This is a genomic window from Pseudomonas sp. KK4 (genome assembly GCF_001984065.1).
Lineage (GTDB): Bacteria > Pseudomonadota > Gammaproteobacteria > Pseudomonadales > Pseudomonadaceae > Aquipseudomonas.
Map to the genome: position 1 here is coordinate 52,941 of NZ_LYVP01000011.1, position 22,555 is coordinate 75,495.

Genomic DNA, 22,555 nt, shown 5'->3' on the forward strand with positions numbered 1-22,555 from the left:
TACTGCCGACCATGAACTATCAGTTGAACTTTGCCGCCGTGTGGCGCGATTTCGACACCTTGCTGGCGGGGCTCGGACTGGGCCTGGAGCTGGCGCTGGTGTCGATCGCCATCGGCTGCGTGATCGGCCTGCTGATGGCGTTTGCTTTGCTGTCGAAGCACCGCGCGCTGCGGGTGCTGGCATCGGTGTATGTCACGGTGGTCCGTAACACGCCGATTCTGGTGTTGATTCTGTTGATCTACTTCGCCTTGCCGAGCCTGGGCGTCCGGCTGGACAAGATTCCCTCGTTCATCATCACCCTGTCGCTGTATGCCGGGGCCTACCTGACCGAAGTGTTCCGCGGCGGCCTGTTGAGCATTCCCAAGGGCCAGCGCGAAGCCGGCCTGGCGATTGGCCTGGGCGAATGGCAAGTCAAGGCCTACGTCACGGTGCCGGTGATGCTGCGCAATGTGTTGCCGGCCTTGTCGAACAACTTCATTTCGCTGTTCAAGGACACCTCGCTGGCAGCGGCGATCGCCGTGCCGGAGCTGACCTATTACGCGCGCAAGATCAATGTCGAGAGCTACCGGGTGATTGAAACCTGGATGGTGACCACAGCGCTCTATGTTGCGGCCTGTTACCTCATTGCCATGATGCTGCGCTATCTCGAGCAGCGTCTGGCGATCCGCCGATAGGAGGCCCCATGTACGAATCCCCCAGTTGGCTGCATGAGTTATGGATTGCCCGCGACGTGTTGTGGCAAGGCTTTCTGACCAGTGTGCAGTGTTCGGCCCTGGCGATTTTGCTCGGCACTGTGCTCGGCGTTTTCTCCGGCCTGGTGCTGACCTACGGCACGTTCTGGATGCGCGCACCGTTTCGTTTCTATGTGGACGTGATTCGCGGCACCCCGGTGTTCGTGCTGGTGCTGGCATGCTTCTACATGGCGCCGGCGCTGGGTTGGCAGATCAGTGCATTCCAGGCCGGAGCCCTGGGACTGACGCTGTTCTGCGGCTCCCACGTCTCCGAGATCGTGCGCGGCGCCTTGCAGGCGTTGCCCCGTGGGCAGATGGAAGCGAGCAAGGCGATCGGCCTGACGTTCTATCAGGCCCTGGGCTACGTGCTGTTGCCCCAGGCCTTGCGGCAGATCCTGCCGACCTGGGTCAACTCGTCCACCGAAATCGTCAAGGCCTCGACCCTGTTGTCGGTGATCGGCGTGGCCGAGCTGCTGCTCAGCACCCAGCAGATCATCGCCCGGACCTTCATGACCCTGGAGTTCTACCTGTTCGCCGGATTTCTGTTTTTCGTCATCAACTACGGCATCGAGTTACTCGGCCGGCACATTGAAAAGCGGGTGGCCTTGCCATGAACCAGACCCAAACCAACGCACAAAACGGCCAACCCTTGCTGGACATTCGCGGCCTGCACAAACGCTACGACAAACTCGAAGTGCTCAAGGGCGTCGACCTGACCATGCAGCGTGGCAACGTGGTGACGCTGATCGGTTCCAGCGGCTCGGGCAAGACCACCTTGCTGCGCTGCGTGAACATGCTCGAAGAGTTCCAGGGCGGGCAGATCCTGCTCGACGGCGAGTCCATCGGTTATGACGAGGTCAACGGCAAGCGCGTGCGGCATGCCGAAAAAGTCATCGCCCGTCATCGCGCCATGACCGGCATGGCGTTCCAGCAGTTCAACCTGTTCCCGCACCTGACTGCGCTGCAGAACATCACCCTGGGTTTGCTCAAGGTGAAAAAACTGCACAAGGACGAGGCGGTGGCCCTGGCGGAAAAATGGCTGGAACGTGTCGGCCTGCTGGAGCGTCGCGATCACTATCCGGGGCAGTTGTCCGGTGGCCAGCAACAGCGCGTGGCGATTGCCCGGGCGATTGCCATGAACCCCAGCCTGATGCTGTTCGACGAAGTCACGTCGGCCCTCGACCCGGAGTTGGTCAGCGAAGTGCTCAACGTGATCAAGGGCCTGGCCGATGAAGGCATGACCATGCTGCTGGTGACCCATGAAATGCGCTTTGCCTTCGAGGTTTCCGACAAGATCGTTTTCATGAATCAGGGACGCATCGAAGAGCAGGGTCCGCCCAAGGAACTGTTCGAGCGCCCGCAGTCGCCGCGGCTGGCTGAATTCCTCAAGAGCACGCGGTTTTAAACACACCCTTTTCAATCAGGAGAAACACCATGAGCATTACGCGTTACGGCACCGGCAGCGCCGCTGCAGGCGGCACGCCTCGCCCTTTCGCCCGCGCCGTTGAGGCCGATGGCTGGCTGCACGTTTCCGGGCAGGTGCCGGCGGTTGACGGCGAGATCATTGTGGGCGGCATCGTCGAGCAGACTCACCAGACCATGAAGAACCTGATCGCGATTCTCCAGGAGGCCGGTTATGGCCTGGAAGACGTGGTGCGTGCTGGCGTGTGGCTGGAAGATCCGCGGGATTTCACCAGTTTCAACAAAGTGTTTGCCGAGTACTTCAAACCCGAACACGCCCCGGCCCGGGCCTGCGTGCAGGCGAACATGATGGTCGACTGCAAGGTCGAGATCGACTGCATCGCCTACAAGAAAAAGGCCTGAACCGAGTCGCGCCCATCGCGGGCAAGCCTCGCTCCTACAGGATTTCGTAGGCGCGAGGATTGCCCGCGATGGCGGCCTAACCGCCACCGCGGAACTCTGGGTAAACTCCCGGCATTTTTGAAGGGGAACCACTGACATGACCGAAGACACCATCAAACGTCGGGCACGGGGTCTGGACCGGGCGTTCGATATCCTCGATTTCCTCAAGGAAATCGGCCAGCCCCTGCGCCCGAACGAAATCGCCAGCGGCATCGGCAGTCCCAAATCCACGGTCTACGAACTGGTGGCCTCGCTGCTGGAGCGACGGATCCTGGAGCCGGTGGGCAAGGACGGTCATGTGTACCTCGGCCGCCAGCTGTACTTCCTCGGCCAGGCGCACCTGCGGCATTTCGACCTGACCCGCGAGGCCGATCACGCCTTGCAGGAGATCGTCAGCCAGACCCACGAAACCGCGCAGATGTGCCTGCTCAACGGGCGCAAATACACGGTGGCGCTGATGAAGGAGGGCGAACGGCATTTCCGCATTTCCTCGGACATCGGCGAAAACGCGCCGATCCCCTGGACCGCGTCCGGGCGCCTGTTGCTGGCGCACCTGAGCGATCAGGCGATCATCGACCTGATCGACCACGACGACTTCATCCTGCCCAACGGCGAGCGCCTGCCACTTGAGCAGTTCCTGGCCGAAATACGTCAGGCTCACATCGATGGATTTTTTTCCTTCGACAGCGTGGCCGACACCTTCACCCATTGCTTCGCCGCCCCGGTCAAAGACCCCAGCGGCGTGGCCATCGCGACCCTGTGCATTGTCGCCCCGCGGGCCGATGCCAAAGCCCATTACAACGACTATCGCCGGGTGCTGATCGACAGCGCGAACAGCCTGGCCCGGCGTATCAACGAATAACAGCGGCTGCTCGCGGCCGCGTGGATGAGGAATCCCATCATGTCTTCTGCCCCAAATACTGCCAACGTCGATAAAGGCGCCGCCCAACTCGGTGCCAGCCTGGTGCGTGATGTCAGCCTGCCGGCGCTGGTGCTGCATCGCGCGCCGCTGGAACACAACATTCGCTGGATGCAGAAGTTCGTCAGCGACAGCGGCGCGCAACTGGCGCCCCATGGCAAGACCAGCATGACCCCGGCCCTGTTTCGTCGCCAACTCGATGCCGGCGCCTGGGGCATTACCCTGGCCAGTGCCACGCAAACCCGTGCCGCCTACGCCCATGGCGTACGCCGGGTGTTGATGGCCAACCAACTGGTGGGCACGCCGAACATGGCGTTGATCGCCGACCTGCTGAGCGATTCGACGTTCGACTTCTATTGCATGGTCGATCACCCCGACAACGTGGCGGACTTGGGGGCCTACTTCGCCTCCCGCGGCGTGCGCCTGAACGTGATGATCGAGTACGGCGTGGTTGGCGGCCGCTGCGGTTGCCGCAGCGAGCAGGAAGTGCTCGACCTGGCCAAGGCCATTGCCGCGCAACCGGCGTTGGCCCTGACCGGCATCGAAGGTTACGAAGGGGTGATCCATGGCGATCACGCCGTCAGCGGCATCCGTGCGTTCGCCGGCTCCCTGGTGCGCCTGGCGGTGCAGTTGCAGGACAGCGGTGCGTTCGCCATCCCCAAGCCGATCATCACCGCGTCCGGTTCGGCCTGGTATGACCTGATTGCCGAGGAGTTCGAAGCGCAGAACGCCGGTGGACGGTTCCTCAGCGTGCTGCGCCCGGGCAGTTACGTGGCCCACGACCACGGCATTTATAAAGAAGCGCAATGCTGCGTGCTCGACCGCCGCAGCGATTTGCACGAAGGCTTGCGCCCGGCGCTGGAAGTCTGGGCCCACGTGCAGTCGTTGCCGGAGCCGGGCTTCGCGGTCATCGCCCTGGGCAAGCGCGACGTGGCCTACGACGCCGGTCTGCCGGTGCCGCTGCTGCGCTACAAGGCGGGCGTGGTGCCGGCCAAGGGCGACGATGTCGGCGCCTGCAAGGTGACGGCGGTGATGGACCAGCATGCGTTCATGACCGTGGCGCCGGGGGTTCAATTGCGTGTCGGCGACATCATTTCGTTCGGCACTTCGCACCCGTGCCTGACGTTCGACAAGTGGCGCACCGGGTGCCTGGTGGATGAGCAGTTGAACGTTATCGAGAACATGGAAACCTGTTTCTAAGTCCGAAACCGAGGTGCTGCCTTCGCGAGCAAGCCCGCTCCCACAGGATGAATGCATTCCAAAGGTGAGAGCCTGCTCCCACAGGATGAATGCATTCCAAGGTGGGAGCGGGCTTGCTCGCGAAGACGGCCTGTCAGACACCACACATGCATCGGACCGATTGAGAACCCACAATGAACACCATCAACACCCTCGGCCCCAACACCCCGCGCATTGCCCTGATCGGTGAATGCATGATCGAGTTGCAGCACCGCGCCGACGGCAGCCTGCAACAGAGCTTCGGCGGCGACACCTTGAACACCGCGGTCTACCTGTCCCGCGAACTGGGCGATGGCGGCAGCGTGGATTACGTCACCGCGCTGGGCGATGACAGTTTCAGCGACGCCATGTGCCAGAGTTGGGCCGCTGAAAACATTGGCCTGGGCATGGTCCAGCGTTTGCCCGGACGTCTGCCGGGGCTGTACTGCATCCAGACCGACGCCGCCGGCGAGCGGCGTTTTCTGTACTGGCGCAATGAAGCGGCGGTGCGCGACTGCTTCACCACCCCGGCCGCCGAGCCGATCCTGGCGGCGCTGCCGGATTACGACGTGCTGTATTTCAGCGGCATCACCCTGGCGGTGCTGGGTGTGCAAGGTCGGGAAAAGCTGTTGGAAACCCTGATCGAAGCCCGCCAGCGCGACGCGCGGATCGTCTTCGACAACAACTACCGGCCACGGCTGTGGGCCTCGGTGGAGGATGCGCGGGCGGCATACCGCAGTGTGCTGCCTTATGTCGACCTGGCGTTGCTGACCGTCGATGACGAGCAGGCGTTGTTCCACTTTTCCGATTGCGACGCCGTGTTCGACGCCTACGAGCAGATCGGCACCCCGGAAGTGGTGCTCAAGCGCGGTGCCGAGGCCTGTCTGATTCGTTGTGCGGGTGAGTCTTTCGAAGTGCCGGCGCAGAAGGTCGAGCGGGTGGTGGACACCACGGCGGCGGGGGATTCGTTCAGCGCAGCGTACCTGGCCAGCCGGCTCAAGGGCGGCAGCCCCGTGGAAGCGGCCGAAGCGGGACATCGGTTGGCGAGTCAGGTGATTCAGGTGCCGGGGGCGTTGATCCCGAAAAACTGATGCACATCCACTGGACGTCAGCTTTCCTGTGGCGAGGGACCTTGCTCCCGTCCGACTGCGCAGCAGTCAAACCCTGTCACCCGGACTGCCAGGCAGATCAGGGCAGCAGGTTTTGGGGCCGCTGCGCAGCCCGACGGGAGCAAGCTCCCTCGCCACAAAAGACTCTGAGCTCCCTTTGGCCCATCAATCCCGATAAAACACCTGCACCAGGTGATACCCGAACTTGCTCTTGATCGGCCCATGCACCACTCGCAGCGGTTTCTTGAAGATCACCGCATCGATCGCCCCCACCATCTGCCCCGGTCTTACTTCACCCAGATCACCGCCGCGCTTGCCCGAGGGGCAGGTGGAGTACTTCTTGGCCAGTACGTCGAACGCTTCACCCTTGGCAATGCGTTGCTTGAGTTGCTCGGCTTCTTCCGAGGTTTTCACCAGAATATGGCGGGCTTGAGCTTTCATGGGGCAGGTACCTGGTCACAGTAGCAATAGCGAGGGCGCGCGATTATGCCCTAACTCAGTCGGGTTGGCCGATCATCGTGCGAATCTTGTTCGCCAGCAGATCAATGGAAAACGGCTTGGCCACCATGTCCATGCCTTCTTCGAGAAAGCCCTGACGTTCGGCGGCCATCTGCGCGTAACCGGTCATGAACAGCACCTTGATCTGCGGCCGGCGCTGGCGGGCGATTTCCGCCAGTTGCCGGCCGTTCATGCCCGGCAGCCCGACATCAGTCACCAGCAGATCGACCCGCAGGTCCGACTCGAGCAAGGGCAGGGCGGTTCTCGCGTCTTCGGCCTCGAACGCGCGATAACCCAGCTCCTTGAGCAAATTGAGCACCAGCATGCGGACCGCCGGATCGTCCTCCACCAGCACCACGGTTTCCCCGGCAATCGCTGGCGGCGCCTCGCCGATCACCGGCGACAGCACCGCTTGTGGCGCCTCCTCAAGCAGGCGCGGCAGGTACAGGCGCACGCTGGTGCCCTGGCCCGGCAGGCTGAACAGGCTGACATGGCCGCCCGACTGCTGGGCGAAGCCGTAGATCATCGATAGGCCAAGCCCCGTGCCCTGGCCGATGGGTTTGGTGGTGAAGAACGGATCGAAGGCCTTGGCCAGCACCTTGGGGGTCATGCCGGTGCCGTTGTCGCTGACGGCGATCATCAGGTAGTCGCCGGCCTTGACCGGTTCCAGGGTGTTGATGTCACTGCTGTCGAGGTACACGTTGGCGGTTTCGATGCGCAGTTCGCCACTCTCGGGCATCGCATCCCGGGCGTTGATCACCAGGTTGAGCAGGGCGTTTTCCAACTGGCTGACGTCGGTGCTGACCGGCCAGATGTCGTCCGCCAGCTGCAGGATGAGCTGGATGTGATCGCCCTTGGTGCGGCTGAACAGGTCTTCCAGCGAGCGAATCAGATCGTTGGCATTGAGTGGCTTGCGGTCCAGCGACTGGCGCCGCGAGAACGCCAGCAAGCGGTGGGTGAGGGCGGCCGCGCGGTTGGCCGAGGACACCGCCGCTTCAGTGAATCGGGCGATTTCCGCCGTGCGGCCGTCGGCGATGTAGCGCTGCATCAGGTCGAGGCTGCCGATGATCCCAGTGAGCATGTTGTTGAAGTCATGGGCGATGCCGCCGGTGAGCTGGCCCACCGCTTCCATTTTCTGCGCATGGCGCAAGGCGTCTTCGGCGCGTTCGCGCTCGAACATTTCGCTCTGCAGGCGCTGGTTGGTCTCGGCCAGTTGCCGGGTGCGGGCCGCGACGCGTTCTTCGAGGGTTTCGTTGAGGTTGCGCAGGGCCTCTTCGGTCTGTTTGCGCTCGGTCTCGTCGATCACGAAGATGTAAAAGCCATTGACGGCACCGTCCGCGCCGTGACGCGGCAAATAATTCATCAGGGCATGGCGGATGCTGCCGTCGCGGTGCGGCGTGTCAATGCTGAAGCAGCAGGGCTTGCCTGACAGCGCCTGGGCAATGTGCTCGGCGCGCAAGGCATAGGCCTCTTCGCCGAGCACCTCGCGGACGGTTTTGCCATAGAGCTCCTGGGGGGTGAGGCCGTACCAGTCCAGGTAGGCCGAGTTGTTCAGGCGAAAACGCTCCTCGTGGTCGACGTAACTGATCAGGATCGGCATGGCATTGATGATCAGTTGCAGTTCGTTCTGGCTCTGGCGCAGGGCCTGTTCGGTGTTTTTGCGCGCGGTCAGGTCCAGGGCGGCGCCGAGGAAACGGATCGGCCGGCCATGGTGGTCCTTGTAGCAGCGTCCACGGGCGAACACCCAGCGCACCTGCCCGTCGGGCAGTAACAGGCGATATTCCACGGCGTATTCGGCACCCTGGGCAATGCACTGCTTGATGCTGCGGGCAATCATGGCGCGGTCTTGCGGGTGGACCCCGTGCAGGTATTCGCTGATCGGCAACTGGCCGGCCTTGGCCGGATCGATGCCATGCAACTGGGCGAAATGGGCATCGGCAATGAAGCGGTCTTCGTTGATGTCCCAGTCCCAGGTGCCCACCGCGTCTGTGGCGGCGAGGGCCAGTTGCAGGCGTTCTTCGGTTTCCTGCTGGGCCTTGAGGCTGGCGGCCGAGCGCTGTTCCAGTTCCAGGGCAATGCGCCGGCGTTCATTGGTTTCGATGGCGGTCACCAGAATGCCGGCCACTTCAGCCCTTTCGTCGCGAATCGGGCTGTAGGTCAAATCGAGCCATAAGTCGGAATCTTTCCCGTCGCGTTGCAAGGTGAAGCGTTGCTCGCTGTAGGTCCGCACCTGGCCTTGTAGGACGGCGCTGTAAATGGGGTGGGTAAAGTCCTGGAGTTCCGGCCAGATCTGGTGTGTCGGCTGTCCGAAAGCGTGCGGGTGCTTGCTGCCGGCCAGCAGGGCGAAGCCGTCGTTGTAGATCTGGGTCAGCTGCGGCCCCCAGAGCAGCAGCATCGGCATCGGCGAGTGGATCACGATGTCCACGGCGGTGCGCAGGCTCTGGGGCCAGGTACTGGCGTCGCCCAGCGGGCTGTTCGCCCAGTCGAGCCGGGCGATCAGGGCCTGGGCATCGCTGCCGGTAGGTGATGGGTTCATCAAGGTGTCCTGCAATGTCGGTCGATGTGCGGCGTCTACTATGCTTGCAGAGCGATGACTGCTCCGACCCTTTACGGTCATTTATATCAATTGAATGCTTCGCGGATGCTTTTTGCCATGGAAATCGATGCATTGTTGAAACGACTGGCCAGCCAGGATGGCTCTGACCTGTACCTGGCCACCGGTGCGCCGCCCAGTGCGCGGTTCGACGGTATTGTTACACCCCTGGCCGAACAATCGTTCAAACCGGGGGAAATTGCGGCGATGGCGGCGTCCATCATGGACGCCGAACAGCGTCTGGAGTTCGATCGTGAACTGGAGATGAACCTGGCGATTTCCCTGACGGGGATCGGGCGTTTCCGGGTCAATATTTTCAAACAGCGCAACGACGTGTCGATGGTGATTCGTAACGTCAAGCTCGACATTCCGCGTTTCGAAGACCTCAAGTTGCCGGCGGTGCTGCTGGACACGGTGATGCTCAAGCAGGGCCTGATGCTGTTCGTCGGCGCCACCGATTCGGGCAAGTCCACGTCGCTTGCGGCGTTGATCGACTACCGCAACCGCCACAGCCGCGGGCATATCGTCACCATCGAAGACCCGATCGAATACATCCATCGGCACAAGTTGTCGATCATCAACCAGCGCGAAGTCGGCGTCGATACCCGCAGCTTCCATACGGCCCTGAAAAACACCCTGCGCCAGGCGCCGGATGTGGTACTGATCGGCGAAATCCGCGACCGGGAAACCATGGAGCATGCACTGGCCTTCGCCGATACGGGGCACCTGGTGATTTCCACCTTGCACGCCCACAACGCCAACCAGGCGTTGGACCGCATCCTCAACTTTTTCCCGGAGGAGCGCCGGGGTCAGTTGCTCAACGACCTGGGCAACAACCTCAAGGCGTTCGTGTCCCAACGCCTGGTACGCACCCGCGACGGGCAGCGGCGGGTGGCGGTGGAGGTGATGCTGGGGACGCCGACGGTGGGCGATCTTATCCGGCTCAACCGGTTTGCCGAGATCAAGGAGATCATGGAGAAGTCCACGGCGCAGGGGATGCAGACGTTTGATGGGGCGTTGTTCGAGTTGGTGGTGGAAGGGGCGATCGATGAAGAGGAAGCGTTGAAGTATGCGGACTCGGTGAACAACCTGCGGTTGCGGTTGAAACTGCATGCTGAAACCACGCCTGCTGCCCACGCGCCCCCGGGCGACTGGGGCCTCATCGACTGACACAGACCCCCTGTGGGAGCGGGCTTGCTCGCGAAGGCGGTGTGTCAGCTACATAAATGTTGATTGACACACCGCCTTCGCGAGCAAGCCCGCTCCCACCGGGTGAACTGTATTTCAATCCTTGAGTTCGGGGCGGTCGCGGAACTGCTCCAGCGCCTGCGGGTTGGCCAGGGCGTCGGTGTTTTTCACCTTTTGCCCATGCACCACGTTGCGCACCGCCAACTCGACGATCTTGCCGCTGATGGTCCGGGGGATATCGCTGACCGCAACGATCTTCGCCGGCACATGGCGTGGTGTGGTGTTGGCGCGGATGACTTGGCGGATCTGTTGCTGCAACGCGTCATCCAGCACCTGCCCATCCTGCAAGCGCACGAACAGCACCACGCGCACATCGTTCTGCCATTGCTGACCGATGGCCACGCTGTCCAACACCTGCGGGACTTTTTCCACCTGACGGTAGATTTCCGCGGTACCGATGCGCACGCCGCCGGGGTTGAGCACGGCGTCGGAACGGCCGTGGATCATCATCGCGCCGTGGGGCAACTGTTCGGCGTAATCGCCCTGGGCCCAGACACCCGGAAACTGACTGAAGTAGGAGGCGCGCAGTTTTTCACCGTCCGGGTCATTCCACAGGCCGATGGGGATCGCCGGGAAGTGCCGGGTGCACACCAGCTCACCTTTTTCGCCGATTACCGGCCGACCTTCGTCGTTCCACACTTCGACGGCCATGGCCAGGCTCTTGCCCTGCATCTCGCCACGGCGCACCGCTTGCCACGGGTTGCCATTGGCGAAGCACGACACGATATCGGTGCCGCCGGACATCGAAGCCAGGCACAGGTCGGCCTTGAGATCACGGTAAACGTAGTCGTAGCTCTGCGGCGACAACGCGGAGCCGGTGCACAGCAGGGTTTTCAGGCTGCCCAGGTCATGGCTTTGCGCAGGCTTCACGCCGCTGCTTTCCAGGGTGGCCAGGTACTTGGGACTGGTGCCGAACACGCTGATGCGCTCGTCGTCGATCAGGTCGATCAGGCGTTGCGCGTCAGGCTGGAACGGCGAGCCGTCGTACAGCACCACGCAACTGCCCACCGCCAGGGCCGAGACCAGCCAGTTCCACATCATCCAGCCGCAGGTGGTGTAGTAGAACAGGCGCTCGCCCGGGCCCAGGTCGCAATGCAGGCCGTGCTCCTTGACGTGTTGCAGCAGCACGCCGCCAGTGCCGTGGATGATGCATTTGGGCACACCGGTGGTGCCGCTGGAATAGAGGATGTACAGCGGATGATCGAAGGGCACGGCGACGAAGTCCGGCTCGCCGCCCGGTTCGTAGAAATCGTCCCACAGCGTGACATTGGCCTGGGTATGGAACGCTTCGATGTGCGCCTCGGGCTGTGCGTAGGGCACGATCACCAGTTGCTGCAGGGACGGCAGGTGCTGGAGGATTTCATTGATCTTGAGCCGCTGGTCGATCTCTTTGCCGGCATAACGGTAGCCGGCGCAGGTGATCAGCACCTTGGGCTCTATCTGGCCAAAACGATCGATCACGCCCTGAGTGCCAAAGTCTGGCGAAGAACAGGACCAGATCGCGCCGAGGCTGGTGGTGGCGAGCATGGCCACCAGGGTTTGCCAGGTGTTGGGCATGCACGCGGCAACCCGGTCACCGAGGCCGACGCCGGCGGCGATCAAGCCTTTCTGAAAGCCGGCGACGTGCTCGGCCAGTTCCGCCCAACTCAGGTGTTCGCGCTGACCGTTCTCCGCCACAGCCACCACCGCGATGGCGTCGTCGCGGCGGCGCAGCAAGTGCTCGGCGAAATTCAGGGTTGCGCCGGGAAACCACTGGGCGCTGGGCATCTGCGCGCCTTCGACCAGCACCGCGTCGGGTTGCGTGTGGAAGCGGATGTCGAAGAAGTCGACGATGGCTTGCCAGAAGTCCGGACGCTGGTCGATGGACCATTGGTGCAGGGCAGGGTAGTCGTCGATGTGCAGGTGGTGTCGCTGATTGACAAAGCGCCGAAAGGCTTCCATGCGGGTCTTGCCGATGCGCTCGGGGGTGGGTTGCCACATGACTTCGGACATGGGTTGCCTCTTCTTGTTAATGCGTTCAATCCGCTTCGTGGCGAGGGAGCTTGCTCCCGCTGGGCGGCGAAGTCGCCCCAAAGCCTGAGACGATCATGTGTCAGACAGATCGCGTTCGCCGGATTTGCGACTGCTGCGCAGCCTAGCGGGAGCACGCTCCCTCGCCACAGGGTAGGGTGGCAGCGGGTTATTGCGCCAGCCACCCACCATCGATATTCCACGCAGCCCCTCGCACCTGGGCGCCGGCCTCGCTGCACAGGAACAGCACCAGTTCACCCAGTTGCGGCGGTGTCACGAATTCCAGCGACGGCTGTTTCTCCGCCAGCAGATCATGCTGTGCCTGTTGCGGATCGATGCCGGTGGCGGCGCGGTCGTCGATCTGTTTCTGTACCAGCGGCGTCAATACCCAGCCCGGGCAGATCGCGTTGCAGGTGACATTTGTGGTGGCAGTTTCCAGCGCGACGACCTTCGTCAGGCCGATCACACCGTGCTTGGCCGCCACGTAGGCGGCTTTGCCCGTCGAGCCCACCAGGCCATGCACCGACGCGATGTTGATCACTCGGCCCCAACCCTTGGCGCGCATGCCCGGCAGGCTCAGGCGAGTGCTGTGGAACACCGACGACAGGTTGATGGCGATGATCGAATCCCAGCGCTCCACCGGGAACTCGTCCACCGGTGCCACATGCTGGATGCCGGCGTTGTTGACCAGAATGTCGACGCCGCCGAATTCACGCTCGGCGTAGGCGATCATGTCGGCGATCTGCGCCGGGTCGCTGACGTCGGCCGGGTGATGGCCGACCTTGCCGCCGAACTGGCCGACTTCTGCGATAACCGCCGACGCATCGCCGAACCCGTTGAGGATCAGGTTGGCGCCAGCCTTGGCCAGGCTCAGCGCGATGCCCAGGCCGATGCCGCTGGTGGAACCGGTGACCAGTGCGGTCTTGCCCGAAAGAGTCGTCATGAATACCTCACACAATGCCAGTGGCGTAGAAAGTGCCGATGACCACGAAAACCGCCAGGGTCTTGATCAGCGTAATACAGAAAATGTCTTTGTAAGCTTCGCGGTGGGTCAGGCCGGTGACCGCCAGCAGGGTAATCACCGCGCCATTGTGCGGCAGGGTGTCCATGCCGCCACTGGCCATTGCGGCCACGCGGTGCAGCACTTCCAGCGGGATGTTGGCGGCGTGGGCGGCGCTGATGAATTGCTCGGACATCGCCGCCAGGGCAATGCTCATGCCACCCGAGGCGGAGCCGGTGATACCGGCCAGCAAAGTTACCGTGATCGCTTCGTTGACCAGCGGATTGGGAATGCTCTTGAGCCAGTCGGCCAGCACCAGGAAGCCTGGCAGCGAGGCGATCACTGCACCGAAACCGTATTCCGAAGCGGTGTTCATCGCCGCCAGCAATGCTCCGCTGACCGCGCTTTTGCTGCCCTCGGCCAGTTTGCTGCGGATCGCCTGGAAACCGAAGGCCAGCACCATGAGGATGCCCACCAGCAAGGCTGCCTGAACGGCCCAGATCGCTGTGAGCTTGGCGATGTCGGTGGTCACCGGGGTGGCCATGCCCGGCAGCGCCAGGCTGTGGGTCTTGCCGTACCACTGGGGAATCCACTGGGTGAACAGCAGGTTCATGATGCCCACGGCCAGCAACGGCGACAGGGCAATCCACGGGTTGGGCAACTTGATGTCGGCGGCGGTTTCCGGCTCATTGCGCAGCTCGGTGCCATAACCTTCACCGGCGCGCTGGGCCTTGTTGCGCTGGCGCTGGAGGAACAGCATGCCGGCGCAGAACACGAAGATCGTACCGATCACGCCCAGCCACGGCGCGGCCCAGGCGGTGGTGTTGAAGAACGTGCTGGGGATGATGTTCTGAATCTGCGGGGTGCCGGGCAGGGCGTCCATGGTGAACGAAAACGCACCGAGGGCGATGGTCGCCGGGATCAGGCGCTTGGGAATATTGCTCTGGCGGAACATTTCGGCGGCAAACGGATAGACCGCGAACACCACCACGAACAGCGACACGCCACCGTAGGTGAGCAGGGCGCAGACCAGCACGATCACCAGCATCGCCTGGCGAGTGCCGAGCAAACGAATGGCCGCGGCGACGATGGAACGGGAGAAGCCTGACAACTCGATCAGCTTGCCGAACACCGCACCGAGCAGGAATACCGGGAAGTACAGTTTGATGAAGCCGACCATTTTCTCCATGAACACGCCGGTGAAGGCGGGCGCGACGGCGGAAGGGTCAGTCAACAGGACAGCGCCGAGGGCGGCGATCGGGGCGAAAAGGATAACGCTGTAGCCACGGTAGGCAGCCAGCATCAGCAGCGCGAGGGCTGCCAAGGCAATGATCACACTCATGGTGTGTCTCCTGGGATTGTTATTTTTGTGTGGTGAATTTTTGTAGGAAGGGTCTAAAGCGAGTTCCGTGCCATTTTCTTAAGCGATTGAAATATAAGGAAATATTTGTCGTGGGGGCGACGGATTTGATGGGTTTGTCTCTATTTTGAGATGTTTGTTGCCACGACGAGCGCCTTCGCGAGCAAGCCCGCTCCCACAGTGGAACGGAGGTGGCCTATGGAATACGGTCCCTGTGGGCGCGGGCTTGCTCGCGAAGAGGCCATATCTACCAATAGAGATTTATGTCTCTCTACAGAGACTCCACAATCCCCAACGCCACCATCTTCTTGTACAACGTCGACCGCCCCAGCCCCAACCGCGCCGCGGCCTCAATCACCTTACCCCCGCATTGCGCCAGGGTGGCCTCGATCAATTGCCGGTCAAAGCGCTCGCGCGCCGCGCTGAACGTCTCATGTTCAAGGGGCTCGACGGTCAACGGAATCACTCGCTCAACCGGACTGAAGGTGCCGATCGCCGCGCGAATATCAGCAGCGGTCAGCCGCAAATCATCACTGAGCAACGCCGCGCGCTCCAGCACGTTGCGCAACTCCCGAATGTTCCCCGGCCAGGCGTGTTGCCCCAGCAACCCAAGCGCTTCGCTGTGCAGTTCATGCTGGCTGCGCAGTTCTTCGAGGATCGCTTCGCTGAGGGCGGGCAGGTCATCAAGCCGATCGCGCAGCGGTGGCACCTGGATCGGCAGGACGTTGAGGCGGTAATACAGATCGGCGCGGAATTCACCGCGTTTGATCGCAGCTTCCAGGTCCGTGGACGTGGCGGCAATCACCCGCACATCGCTCTGAATGACGTCGTTGGAGCCCACCGGCTCGAATTCCTTTTCCTGCAACACCCGCAGCAGTTTGCTTTGCAGTGGCAGCGGCATGTCGCCGATTTCATCGAGAAACAGCGTGCCGCCCTGGGCAATTTGCAACTTGCCGACGCGGCCTTTGCGGTCGGCGCCGGTAAAGGCGCCGGGGGCGGTGCCGAAGAACTCGGCTTCCAGCAGCGATTCGGGGATCGCCGCGCTGTTGATGCTGACAAATGCCTTGTGCGCCCGGGGCGAGGCGTTGTGGATGGCCTGGGCCAGCAGCTCTTTGCCGGTGCCGGTCTCGCCGAGCAGCAACACCGGCGACTCGGTGCTGGCGCTGCGCCGGGCGCGACGCTTGACTTCCAGGCTCGCGGCGCTGGTGCCGATGAAGTGGGCGAAGTTGTATTTGGTCTGGCGCGCACGCAGCAGCGAGCGAGTGGAGGCGAGTTCCTCCTGCATGCTCATGTAGCGCTTGAGCATCGGCGACAGGCTGCGCAGTTCGTCGAACAGGGCAAAACCGATGGCGCCGATCACTTCGCCGGCATCGTCGTGGATCGGCAGGCGCATGACCACCAGCGGTTCCTTGGGGGTGTCCTGCATGTCCAGCAGGATCGGCCGTCCGGTGCGCACCACTTCGCGCAGCAGGCTGCCGGGGATCACGCTTTCGCAGGCCTTGCCGATGGCGCCCTGGGCCGACTCCAGGCCGAAACGCCGGGCATAGCGTTCGTTCATCCAGACGATGTTGGCATCGCGGTCGACGATCACCGTGCCTTCACTCGACTGCTCGATGATCTCGAACAGAGAGCGGATCGCCAGCAGGCGCACGCGCTGGTAGTCCTTGAGGCTTTCGGTGGTGTTCATGGGATTGATCCTGATGATGTGTTGCCTGGGCCGGCCTCTTCGCGAGCAAGGCCGCTCCCACAGGGGATCTGTGGTGTTCACAAACCCCCTGTGGGAGCGGGCTTGCTCGCGAAGGGTGCGACGCGGTCTGGCGTCATGACACCATTATGCCTGCCCCAAATGCGCCGCCGCCAACAGCTCTTTGGTGTACGGGTGCTGCGGCGAATCGAACACATCATGGCTGGCGCCGCGTTCCACGACCTTGCCGTCCTTGACCACGATCATGTCGTGGGCCAGGGCGCGTACCACCGCCAGGTCGTGGCTGATGAACAGGTAGGTCAGGCCATGTTTCTCCTGAAGCTGGCGCAGCAGCGCCACCACTTGTTTTTGCACGGTGCGGTCCAGTGCCGAGGTGGGCTCGTCCAGCAGGATCAGCGCCGGTTTGAGCACCAGCGCCCGAGCGATGGCGATGCGCTGGCGCTGGCCGCCGGAGAACTCGTGGGGGTAGCGATGGCGGCTTTTCGGGTCCAGGCCCACTTCGATCAGTGCCCGCGTCACCTCGGCGATGCATTCCTCATTGCTCAACTGGCTGTGCACCTCCAGGCCTTCGCAGATGATCTGCTCCACCGACATTCGTGGGCTGAGGCTGCCAAACGGGTCCTGGAACACCACCTGCATCTGCTTGCGCCAGGGCTGCAACTGCTTCTGGGTCAGGCCATCGAGCGCCTGGCCCTGGAAGCGAATGCTGCCCTCGGAGTCGAGCAGGCGCAAGATGGCCTGGCCCAGTGTCGACTTGCCCGAACCCGACTCGCCGACAATGCCCAGGGTCTTGCCACGCTGCACATTGAGGCTGATGCCATCCACGGCCGTCAGGTAAGCCTTGCGCTGAAACAGCCCGCCACTGACCGCGAACTGTACCCGCAGATTGTCCACTTCCAGCACGTTTTCCCGTTCGTCCCGGGGCAGGGCTTCGCCTTCGGGTTCGGCGTTGAGCAGCACGCAGCTATAGGGGTGCTTCGGTTCGGTAAACAGGGTTTCGCAGGGCGCCTGCTCGACGATTTCGCCAGCCTTCATCACGCACACGCGTTGGGCGATGCTGCGTACCAGATTGAGGTCGTGGCTGATCAGCAACAGTGACATGTTGAGGCGCTGTTGCAGGGATTTGAGCAGCAGCAGGATCTTGCGCTGCACGGTCACGTCCAGCGCCGTGGTGGGCTCATCGGCGATCAACAGTTCCGGCTCGCAGGCCAGGGCCATGGCGATCATCACCCGCTGGCGCTGGCCGCCGGACAATTGATGGGGATAGGCCTTGAGCCGCTCCCTGGGTTTCTGGATGCCCACCAGATGCAGCAATTCCAGGATGCGTGCCTGGGCCGCTTTGCCCGTCATGCCCTTGTGCACCAGCAGGGTTTCGCCGATCTGCTTCTCGATGCTGTGCAAGGGGTTGAGGGAGGTCATCGGCTCCTGAAAGATCATGGCAATGCGGTTGCCGCGCAGTTGGCGCAATTTTTTTGCGTCGGCGCCCACCAGTTCCTGGCCGCGATACCGGATGCTGCCGGTGGTTTGTGTGTCGCATTCGGGCAGCAGTTGCAGGATCGAGTGGGCGGTCACCGACTTGCCCGAGCCCGACTCGCCCACCAGCGCCAGGCATTCGCCGGGGCGGATGTCCAGGCACAGGTTGCGCACCACGGTCTGGCCGCTGAAGGCCACGCTGAGGTCACGGATTTCGATCAGGTTGAGGCTCATATCCATCGTCCGCGTCAGGATCGGGGGTCAAAGGCATCGCGCAACGCTTCGCCGATGAACACCAATAAAGAAAGAATCAACGCCAGGGTGAAAAACGCGGTCAGCCCCAGCCACGGCGCTTGCAGGTTCTGTTTGCCCTGGCCGATCAGTTCGCCCAGCGAGGCGCTGCCGGCCGGCATGCCGAAGCCAAGGAAGTCCAGCGCGGTGAGGGTAGAGATCGCCCCGGTCAAAATGAACGGCAGGTAACTCAGGGTCGCGTTCATGGCGTTGGGCAGGATGTGCCGCACGATCACCTTGCGGTCGGTCAGGCCCAGGGCTCGGGCGGCCTTGACGTATTCCAGGTTGCGCCCGCGCAGGAACTCGGCGCGCACCACGTCCACCAGCGCCAGCCAGGAAAACAGCGCCATGATCCCCAGCAGCCACCAGAAGTTGGGCTCGACGAACCCCGACAGGATGATCAGCAGGTAGAGCACCGGTAGTCCCGACCAGACTTCCAGCAGGCGCTGACCGATCAGGTCGACCCAGCCGCCGTAATAGCCTTGCAGGGCGCCCGCGGCAATGCCGATCAGCGCACTGACGAAGGTCAGCATCAAGGCAAACAGAATCGACACTCGGGCGCCGAAAATCACACGGGCCAGCACGTCCCGCGCCTGATCGTCGGTACCCAGCCAATTGACGCTCGAAGGCGGGCTGGGGGCCGGTTTGTTCAGGTCGTAGTTCGGCGTGTCGTCGCTGAACGGGATCGGCGGGAACAGCAGCCAGCCGCCGTCCTTCTTGATCAGTTGCTGCACATAGTCGCTGCGGTAGTCGGCCTGGAACGGCAGTTGCCCGCCAAATTCCTGCTCGGTGTAGCGCTGGAAGACCGGGAAGTACCACTGGCCCTGATAGCTGACCACCAGCGGTTTATCGTTGGCGATCAACTCGCCCCCCAGGCTCAGCAGGAACAGGCCGACGAACAGCCACAGCGACCACCAGCCGCGACGGTTTTTCTTGAAACGTTCGAAACGACGACGAGCCAGCGGCGAAAGCTTGAACATCAGGCATTCCTCGCAGCGAAGTCGATGCGCGGGTCGACCAGGGTGTAGCACAGGTCGCCCACCAGTTTTATCAGCAGGCCGAACAGGGTGAAGATGAACAGCGAACCGAACACCACCGGATAGTCCCGTGACACCGCCGCTTCGTAGCTCATGCGACCCAGGCCATCAAGGGAGAAGATCACCTCGATCAGCAGCGAGCCGGCAAAGAACACACTGATGAACGCCTGGGGAATCCCCGACACCACCAGCAACATGGCATTGCGGAACACGTGGCCGTACAGCACCCGCCGCTCACTCAAGCCCTTGGCACGGGCAGTCACCACGTACTGGCGGGTGATTTCATTCAAGAACGAGTTTTTGGTGAGGATGGTCAGGGTCGCGAAACCACCGATCACCAGCGCCGTCACCGGCAGCACCAGGTGCCAGAAGTAGTCGGCGATCTTGCCCAGGGTCGACAGCGACTCGAAGTTGTCCGACACCAGCCCGCGCACCGGGAACCAGTTCAGCGACGTGCCGCCGGCGAACACCACGATCAGGAACATGGCGAACAGGAACGCCGGCATCGCATAGCCGACGATGATCGCGGTGCTGCTCCAGATGTCGAACTGACTGCCGTGATGCACCGCTTTGCGGATGCCCAGCGGAATCGATACCAGGTAAGTGATCAGCGTGGCCCAGAGCCCGAGGGAAATGGTCACCGGCATTTTCTGCAGGATCAGGTCGGTGACGGTGGCGCCGCGGAAAAAGCTTTTGCCGAAGTCCAGCCTTGCGTAGCTGGTGAGCATCAGCCACAGCCGCTCATGGGCCGGTTTGTCGAAGCCGTACTGTTTCTCGATGTCCTTGATCAATTGTGGATCGAGGCCGCGACTGGCCCGGGACGTGCCGCTCATGGATTCGCCGGAGCTGCCGCCGACCGTGGCCCCGCCAATGCCTTGCAGATGGGCGATGGCCTGTTCCACCGGCCCGCCGGGGGCGGCCTGGACGATGACGAAGTTGACCAGGAGGATGATCACCAGCGTCGGAATGATCAGCAGCAGGCGCCGCAATATGTAAGCCCACATCAATGCGGCCCTCCCGGTGAGCCGCGGCGAATGCGTTCGGCGGTCATTTGCTGGTTGGTCAGCGGCGTGGTGCTCATTTCCCACCAGCTCTCGATGGCTTCGTCATTGGCGGCCTGCACGTTCGGAATGCCGAAGCGGTTCCACCACACGGTGGAGGTGCCTGGCGGGTAGTAGTTGGGAATCCAGTAGTAGTTCCATTGCAGCACCCGGTCCAGCGCGTGCGCGTAGCGCAACATGTCAGCTTTGTTGTTGGCGCGCACCAGACCGTTGATCAGGGTGTCCACCGCCGGGTTTTTCAGCGACATGTAGTTGTTGGACCCGGGATCGGTGGCTGCGCTGGAACCGAAGTAATTGAGCAACTCGCCGCCTGGAGAGGTGGTGACCGGGTAGCCGGTGACGATCATGTCGTAGTCGCGGCTCATCAGGCGGTTGACGTACTGCGAGGCGTCGATGCGACGGATATTCAGGTCAATGCCGATCTGTTTCAGGGTTCGCTTGTACGGCAGCAGCAAGCGGTCAATGCCGTTCTGGCTGACCAGAAAGGTGAAGCTCAAGGGCTCGCCGTCGGCATTGACCAGTTGATCGCCATCGGGTTTCCAGCCGGCCTGTTCGAGCAGGGCCAGGGCTTGCAATTGCTTGTCGCGGATCACGCCGCTGCCGTCGGTCTTCGGCGCTTCGAACACCTGGGTGAAGACCTCGTCGGGGATCTGCCCGCGCAACGGCTCGAGAATTGCCCGCTCGCCGGCGTCCGGCAACTGTCGGGCGGCAAGTTCGGTGTTGGAGAAGAAGCTCTGCTGGCGGATGTACAGGTTGCGCATCATCTGCCGGTTGCTCCATTCGAAGTCCCAGAGCATGGCCAGCGCCTGGCGCACCCGGCGATCCTGGAACATCGGTTTTTGCAGGTTGAACACGAAACCCTGACTGGGTTGCGGAGCCTCGGTGGCCAAGTGAGCCTTTTGCAGGCGACCGTCGCTCAGGGCCGGGCTTTCGTAGCCGATGGAATAACCGGTGGCGGAAAACTCCCGGTTGTAGTCGTAGGCGCCGCCGCGCAGCACTTGGCGGGCGACGTCGGTGTCGCCGAAGTACTCGATGCTGAAGTGATCGAAGTTATAGAGGCCGCGGCTGACCGGCAGGTCCTTGCCCCACCAGTCGGGATTGCGCTCGAAGGTAATGCTGCGGCCGGAGTCGACCTTGCCCACTGTGTAGGGCCCGCTGCCCAATGGCGCTTCGTAGCCCCCGCCGCCGGCGAAATCCCGGGATTTCCACCAATGCTCGGGCAATACCGGCAGGGTGGCGATGTCCAGGGGCAGGGTGCGGTTTTCATTGTTCTTGAAGTCGAAGCGCACGATCAGGGGCGACTCGATCTCGACGCCTTTGACGTCGGCGAACTGGGTGCGATACCGCAGGCTGCCCTGGGTCATCAGCAGATCGAAGCTGTAGCGCACGTCTTCGGCGGTGATAGGTTTGCCATCGGCGAAACGTGCCTTGGGGTTCAAGTAGAAGCGCAGGGACAGCCCATCGTCGGAGCGTTCCATCTGCTGGGCCACCAGGCCGTAAACGGTGTAAGGCTCGTCCAGCGAACGCTGGGCCAGGGGCGAGTAGAGCAGGCCGTCGATCTGGCTGACGCCGATGCCCTTGTCGATGTACGGCAGCACATGGTCGAAATGACCGATCTCGACCGCCGAACGGCGCATGGTGCCGCCCTTGGGGGCCTGCGGATTGACGTAGGCAAAGTGGCTGAAGCCGGCAGGGTACTTGGCCGGTTCGCCGTATACGGTCAACGCATGTTGCGGTGCAGCGTTCACACCAGCGGCGCCAAACAACAGGGCCACGGCAGTGAAAAACACAGTTGGGAAAGCCAGTCGCATTGTCAGCCTTAGAGCCGGGTGGTGGTTGACCACGATTTGTACGCTAGCGGCGCGTCCCTCGCCAGCCGAATTACGCGGGTGAAACACGACGGCCCACCAAAAGGCGGGCCGTTTTCAGCAGAGCAGGACGTGGATCAGTCCTGACGGCTGGTCACTTCCAGCAGGTGGTAGCCGAATTGGGTCTTGACCGGGCCTTGCACGACGTTGATCGGGGCGCTGAAGACCACGGTGTCGAATTCCTTGACCATCTGGCCCGGACCGAACGAACCCAGGTCACCGCCCTGACGGCTGGACGGGCAGGTGGAGTTGGCTTTGGCGACTTCGGCGAAGTCAGCGCCAGCCTCGATTTGCGCCTTGAGTTCGCTGCACTTGGCTTCGCTGGCGACGAGGATGTGGCGGGCAGTGGCTTTGGCCATGGGGAAATGCTCCTTTCAATATTCGGTAAAGTGGGGAGCCTACCGGATTCAGTGAGCGATTTCTCGTCAATATTCCTTGTTCATGTTTGACGGGGGGGGTGAATCCCTTTAGGGGCGAGCCTGTAGGAGCCGAGCTTGCTCGCGATGGGCGACCAGGCAACGCAGGCATCCAGACTACACGCGTTATCGTTGACGACCATCGCGAGCAAGCT

At 62.5% G+C, this 22,555-nt stretch carries 19 protein-coding genes; 8 read left to right on the forward strand and 11 right to left on the reverse strand.

Annotated features, from left to right (window positions below):
- Positions 1-11 precede the first annotated feature (11 nt).
- The 7 genes from B0W55_RS06565 to B0W55_RS06595 all read left to right on the forward strand — a co-directional run bounded on the left by B0W55_RS06565 (position 12) and on the right by B0W55_RS06595 (position 5,822).
- Entirely contained in the window at positions 12-674 is a 663-nt protein-coding gene (locus tag B0W55_RS06565; RefSeq protein ID WP_077045203.1) for an amino acid ABC transporter permease, read from the forward strand.
- 8 nt (positions 675-682) lie between these two features.
- The gene (locus tag B0W55_RS06570) at positions 683-1,345 is read left to right on the forward strand and encodes an amino acid ABC transporter permease (RefSeq protein WP_077045204.1); all 663 of its coding nucleotides are present in this window, start codon (positions 683-685) and stop codon (positions 1,343-1,345) included.
- On the forward strand, positions 1,342-2,136 hold the full coding sequence (locus tag B0W55_RS06575) for an amino acid ABC transporter ATP-binding protein (RefSeq protein WP_077045205.1): 795 nt from the start codon (positions 1,342-1,344) through the stop codon (positions 2,134-2,136). Before B0W55_RS06570 ends, B0W55_RS06575 begins: the two co-directional genes overlap by 4 nt.
- Positions 2,137-2,165: 29 nt before the next feature.
- Entirely contained in the window at positions 2,166-2,555 is a 390-nt protein-coding gene (locus tag B0W55_RS06580) for a RidA family protein (protein WP_077045206.1), read from the forward strand.
- 136 nt (positions 2,556-2,691) lie between these two features.
- Positions 2,692-3,456 carry an IclR family transcriptional regulator gene (locus B0W55_RS06585; protein WP_077045207.1) on the forward strand — a complete coding sequence of 255 codons (765 nt, stop codon included), beginning with the start codon at positions 2,692-2,694 and terminating at the stop codon, positions 3,454-3,456.
- Positions 3,457-3,495: 39 nt separating this feature from the next.
- Complete coding sequence (locus tag B0W55_RS06590; protein ID WP_077045208.1) at positions 3,496-4,713, forward strand: amino acid deaminase; 1,218 nt, start codon at positions 3,496-3,498, stop codon at positions 4,711-4,713.
- 173 nt (positions 4,714-4,886) lie between these two features.
- On the forward strand, positions 4,887-5,822 hold the full coding sequence (locus B0W55_RS06595) for a sugar kinase (protein WP_077045209.1): 936 nt from the start codon (positions 4,887-4,889) through the stop codon (positions 5,820-5,822).
- Positions 5,823-6,005: 183 nt separating this feature from the next.
- Here B0W55_RS06595 and B0W55_RS06600 read toward each other — a convergent pair whose 3' ends face one another.
- Positions 6,006-6,281, reverse strand: a complete 276-nt coding sequence (locus tag B0W55_RS06600) for a peptidylprolyl isomerase (RefSeq protein WP_007933743.1) — start codon at positions 6,279-6,281, stop codon at positions 6,006-6,008.
- 55 nt (positions 6,282-6,336) lie between these two features.
- A complete protein-coding gene (locus B0W55_RS06605) occupies positions 6,337-8,874 on the reverse strand; it encodes a PAS domain-containing sensor histidine kinase (RefSeq protein WP_077045210.1) in 2,538 nt (845 codons plus the stop codon).
- A 117-nt stretch (positions 8,875-8,991) separates the two neighbouring features.
- Between B0W55_RS06605 and B0W55_RS06610 the strand changes: the two genes are divergently transcribed.
- A complete protein-coding gene (locus B0W55_RS06610; protein WP_077045249.1) occupies positions 8,992-10,101 on the forward strand; it encodes a PilT/PilU family type 4a pilus ATPase in 1,110 nt (369 codons plus the stop codon).
- Between the two features lie 114 nt (positions 10,102-10,215).
- Here the strand turns inward: B0W55_RS06610 and B0W55_RS06615 are convergent, their stop codons facing one another.
- The 9 genes from B0W55_RS06615 to B0W55_RS06655 all read right to left on the reverse strand — a co-directional run bounded on the left by B0W55_RS06615 (position 10,216) and on the right by B0W55_RS06655 (position 22,343).
- Complete coding sequence (locus tag B0W55_RS06615; protein ID WP_077045211.1) at positions 10,216-12,171, reverse strand: acetoacetate--CoA ligase; 1,956 nt, start codon at positions 12,169-12,171, stop codon at positions 10,216-10,218.
- A 187-nt stretch (positions 12,172-12,358) separates the two neighbouring features.
- The gene (locus B0W55_RS06620; protein ID WP_077045212.1) at positions 12,359-13,132 is read right to left on the reverse strand and encodes a 3-hydroxybutyrate dehydrogenase; all 774 of its coding nucleotides are present in this window, start codon (positions 13,130-13,132) and stop codon (positions 12,359-12,361) included.
- 7 nt (positions 13,133-13,139) lie between these two features.
- A complete protein-coding gene (locus B0W55_RS06625; protein WP_077045213.1) occupies positions 13,140-14,531 on the reverse strand; it encodes a GntP family permease in 1,392 nt (463 codons plus the stop codon).
- Between the two features lie 289 nt (positions 14,532-14,820).
- On the reverse strand, positions 14,821-16,236 hold the full coding sequence (locus B0W55_RS06630) for a sigma-54-dependent Fis family transcriptional regulator (RefSeq protein WP_077045214.1): 1,416 nt from the start codon (positions 16,234-16,236) through the stop codon (positions 14,821-14,823).
- A 144-nt stretch (positions 16,237-16,380) separates the two neighbouring features.
- Positions 16,381-17,961, reverse strand: a complete 1,581-nt coding sequence (locus tag B0W55_RS06635) for an ABC transporter ATP-binding protein (RefSeq protein WP_077045250.1) — start codon at positions 17,959-17,961, stop codon at positions 16,381-16,383.
- Positions 17,962-17,975: 14 nt separating this feature from the next.
- Positions 17,976-18,998: an ABC transporter permease gene (locus B0W55_RS06640; RefSeq protein ID WP_077045215.1), complete on the reverse strand. Its 1,023-nt coding sequence runs from the start codon at positions 18,996-18,998 to the stop codon at positions 17,976-17,978.
- Complete coding sequence (locus tag B0W55_RS06645; RefSeq protein ID WP_077045216.1) at positions 18,998-20,059, reverse strand: microcin C ABC transporter permease YejB; 1,062 nt, start codon at positions 20,057-20,059, stop codon at positions 18,998-19,000. Before B0W55_RS06645 ends, B0W55_RS06640 begins: the two co-directional genes overlap by 1 nt.
- Complete coding sequence (locus B0W55_RS06650; protein WP_077045217.1) at positions 20,059-21,927, reverse strand: extracellular solute-binding protein; 1,869 nt, start codon at positions 21,925-21,927, stop codon at positions 20,059-20,061. Before B0W55_RS06650 ends, B0W55_RS06645 begins: the two co-directional genes overlap by 1 nt.
- A gap of 134 nt (positions 21,928-22,061) precedes the next feature.
- Complete coding sequence (locus B0W55_RS06655) at positions 22,062-22,343, reverse strand: peptidylprolyl isomerase (protein ID WP_077045218.1); 282 nt, start codon at positions 22,341-22,343, stop codon at positions 22,062-22,064.
- Positions 22,344-22,555: the final 212 nt, after the last annotated feature.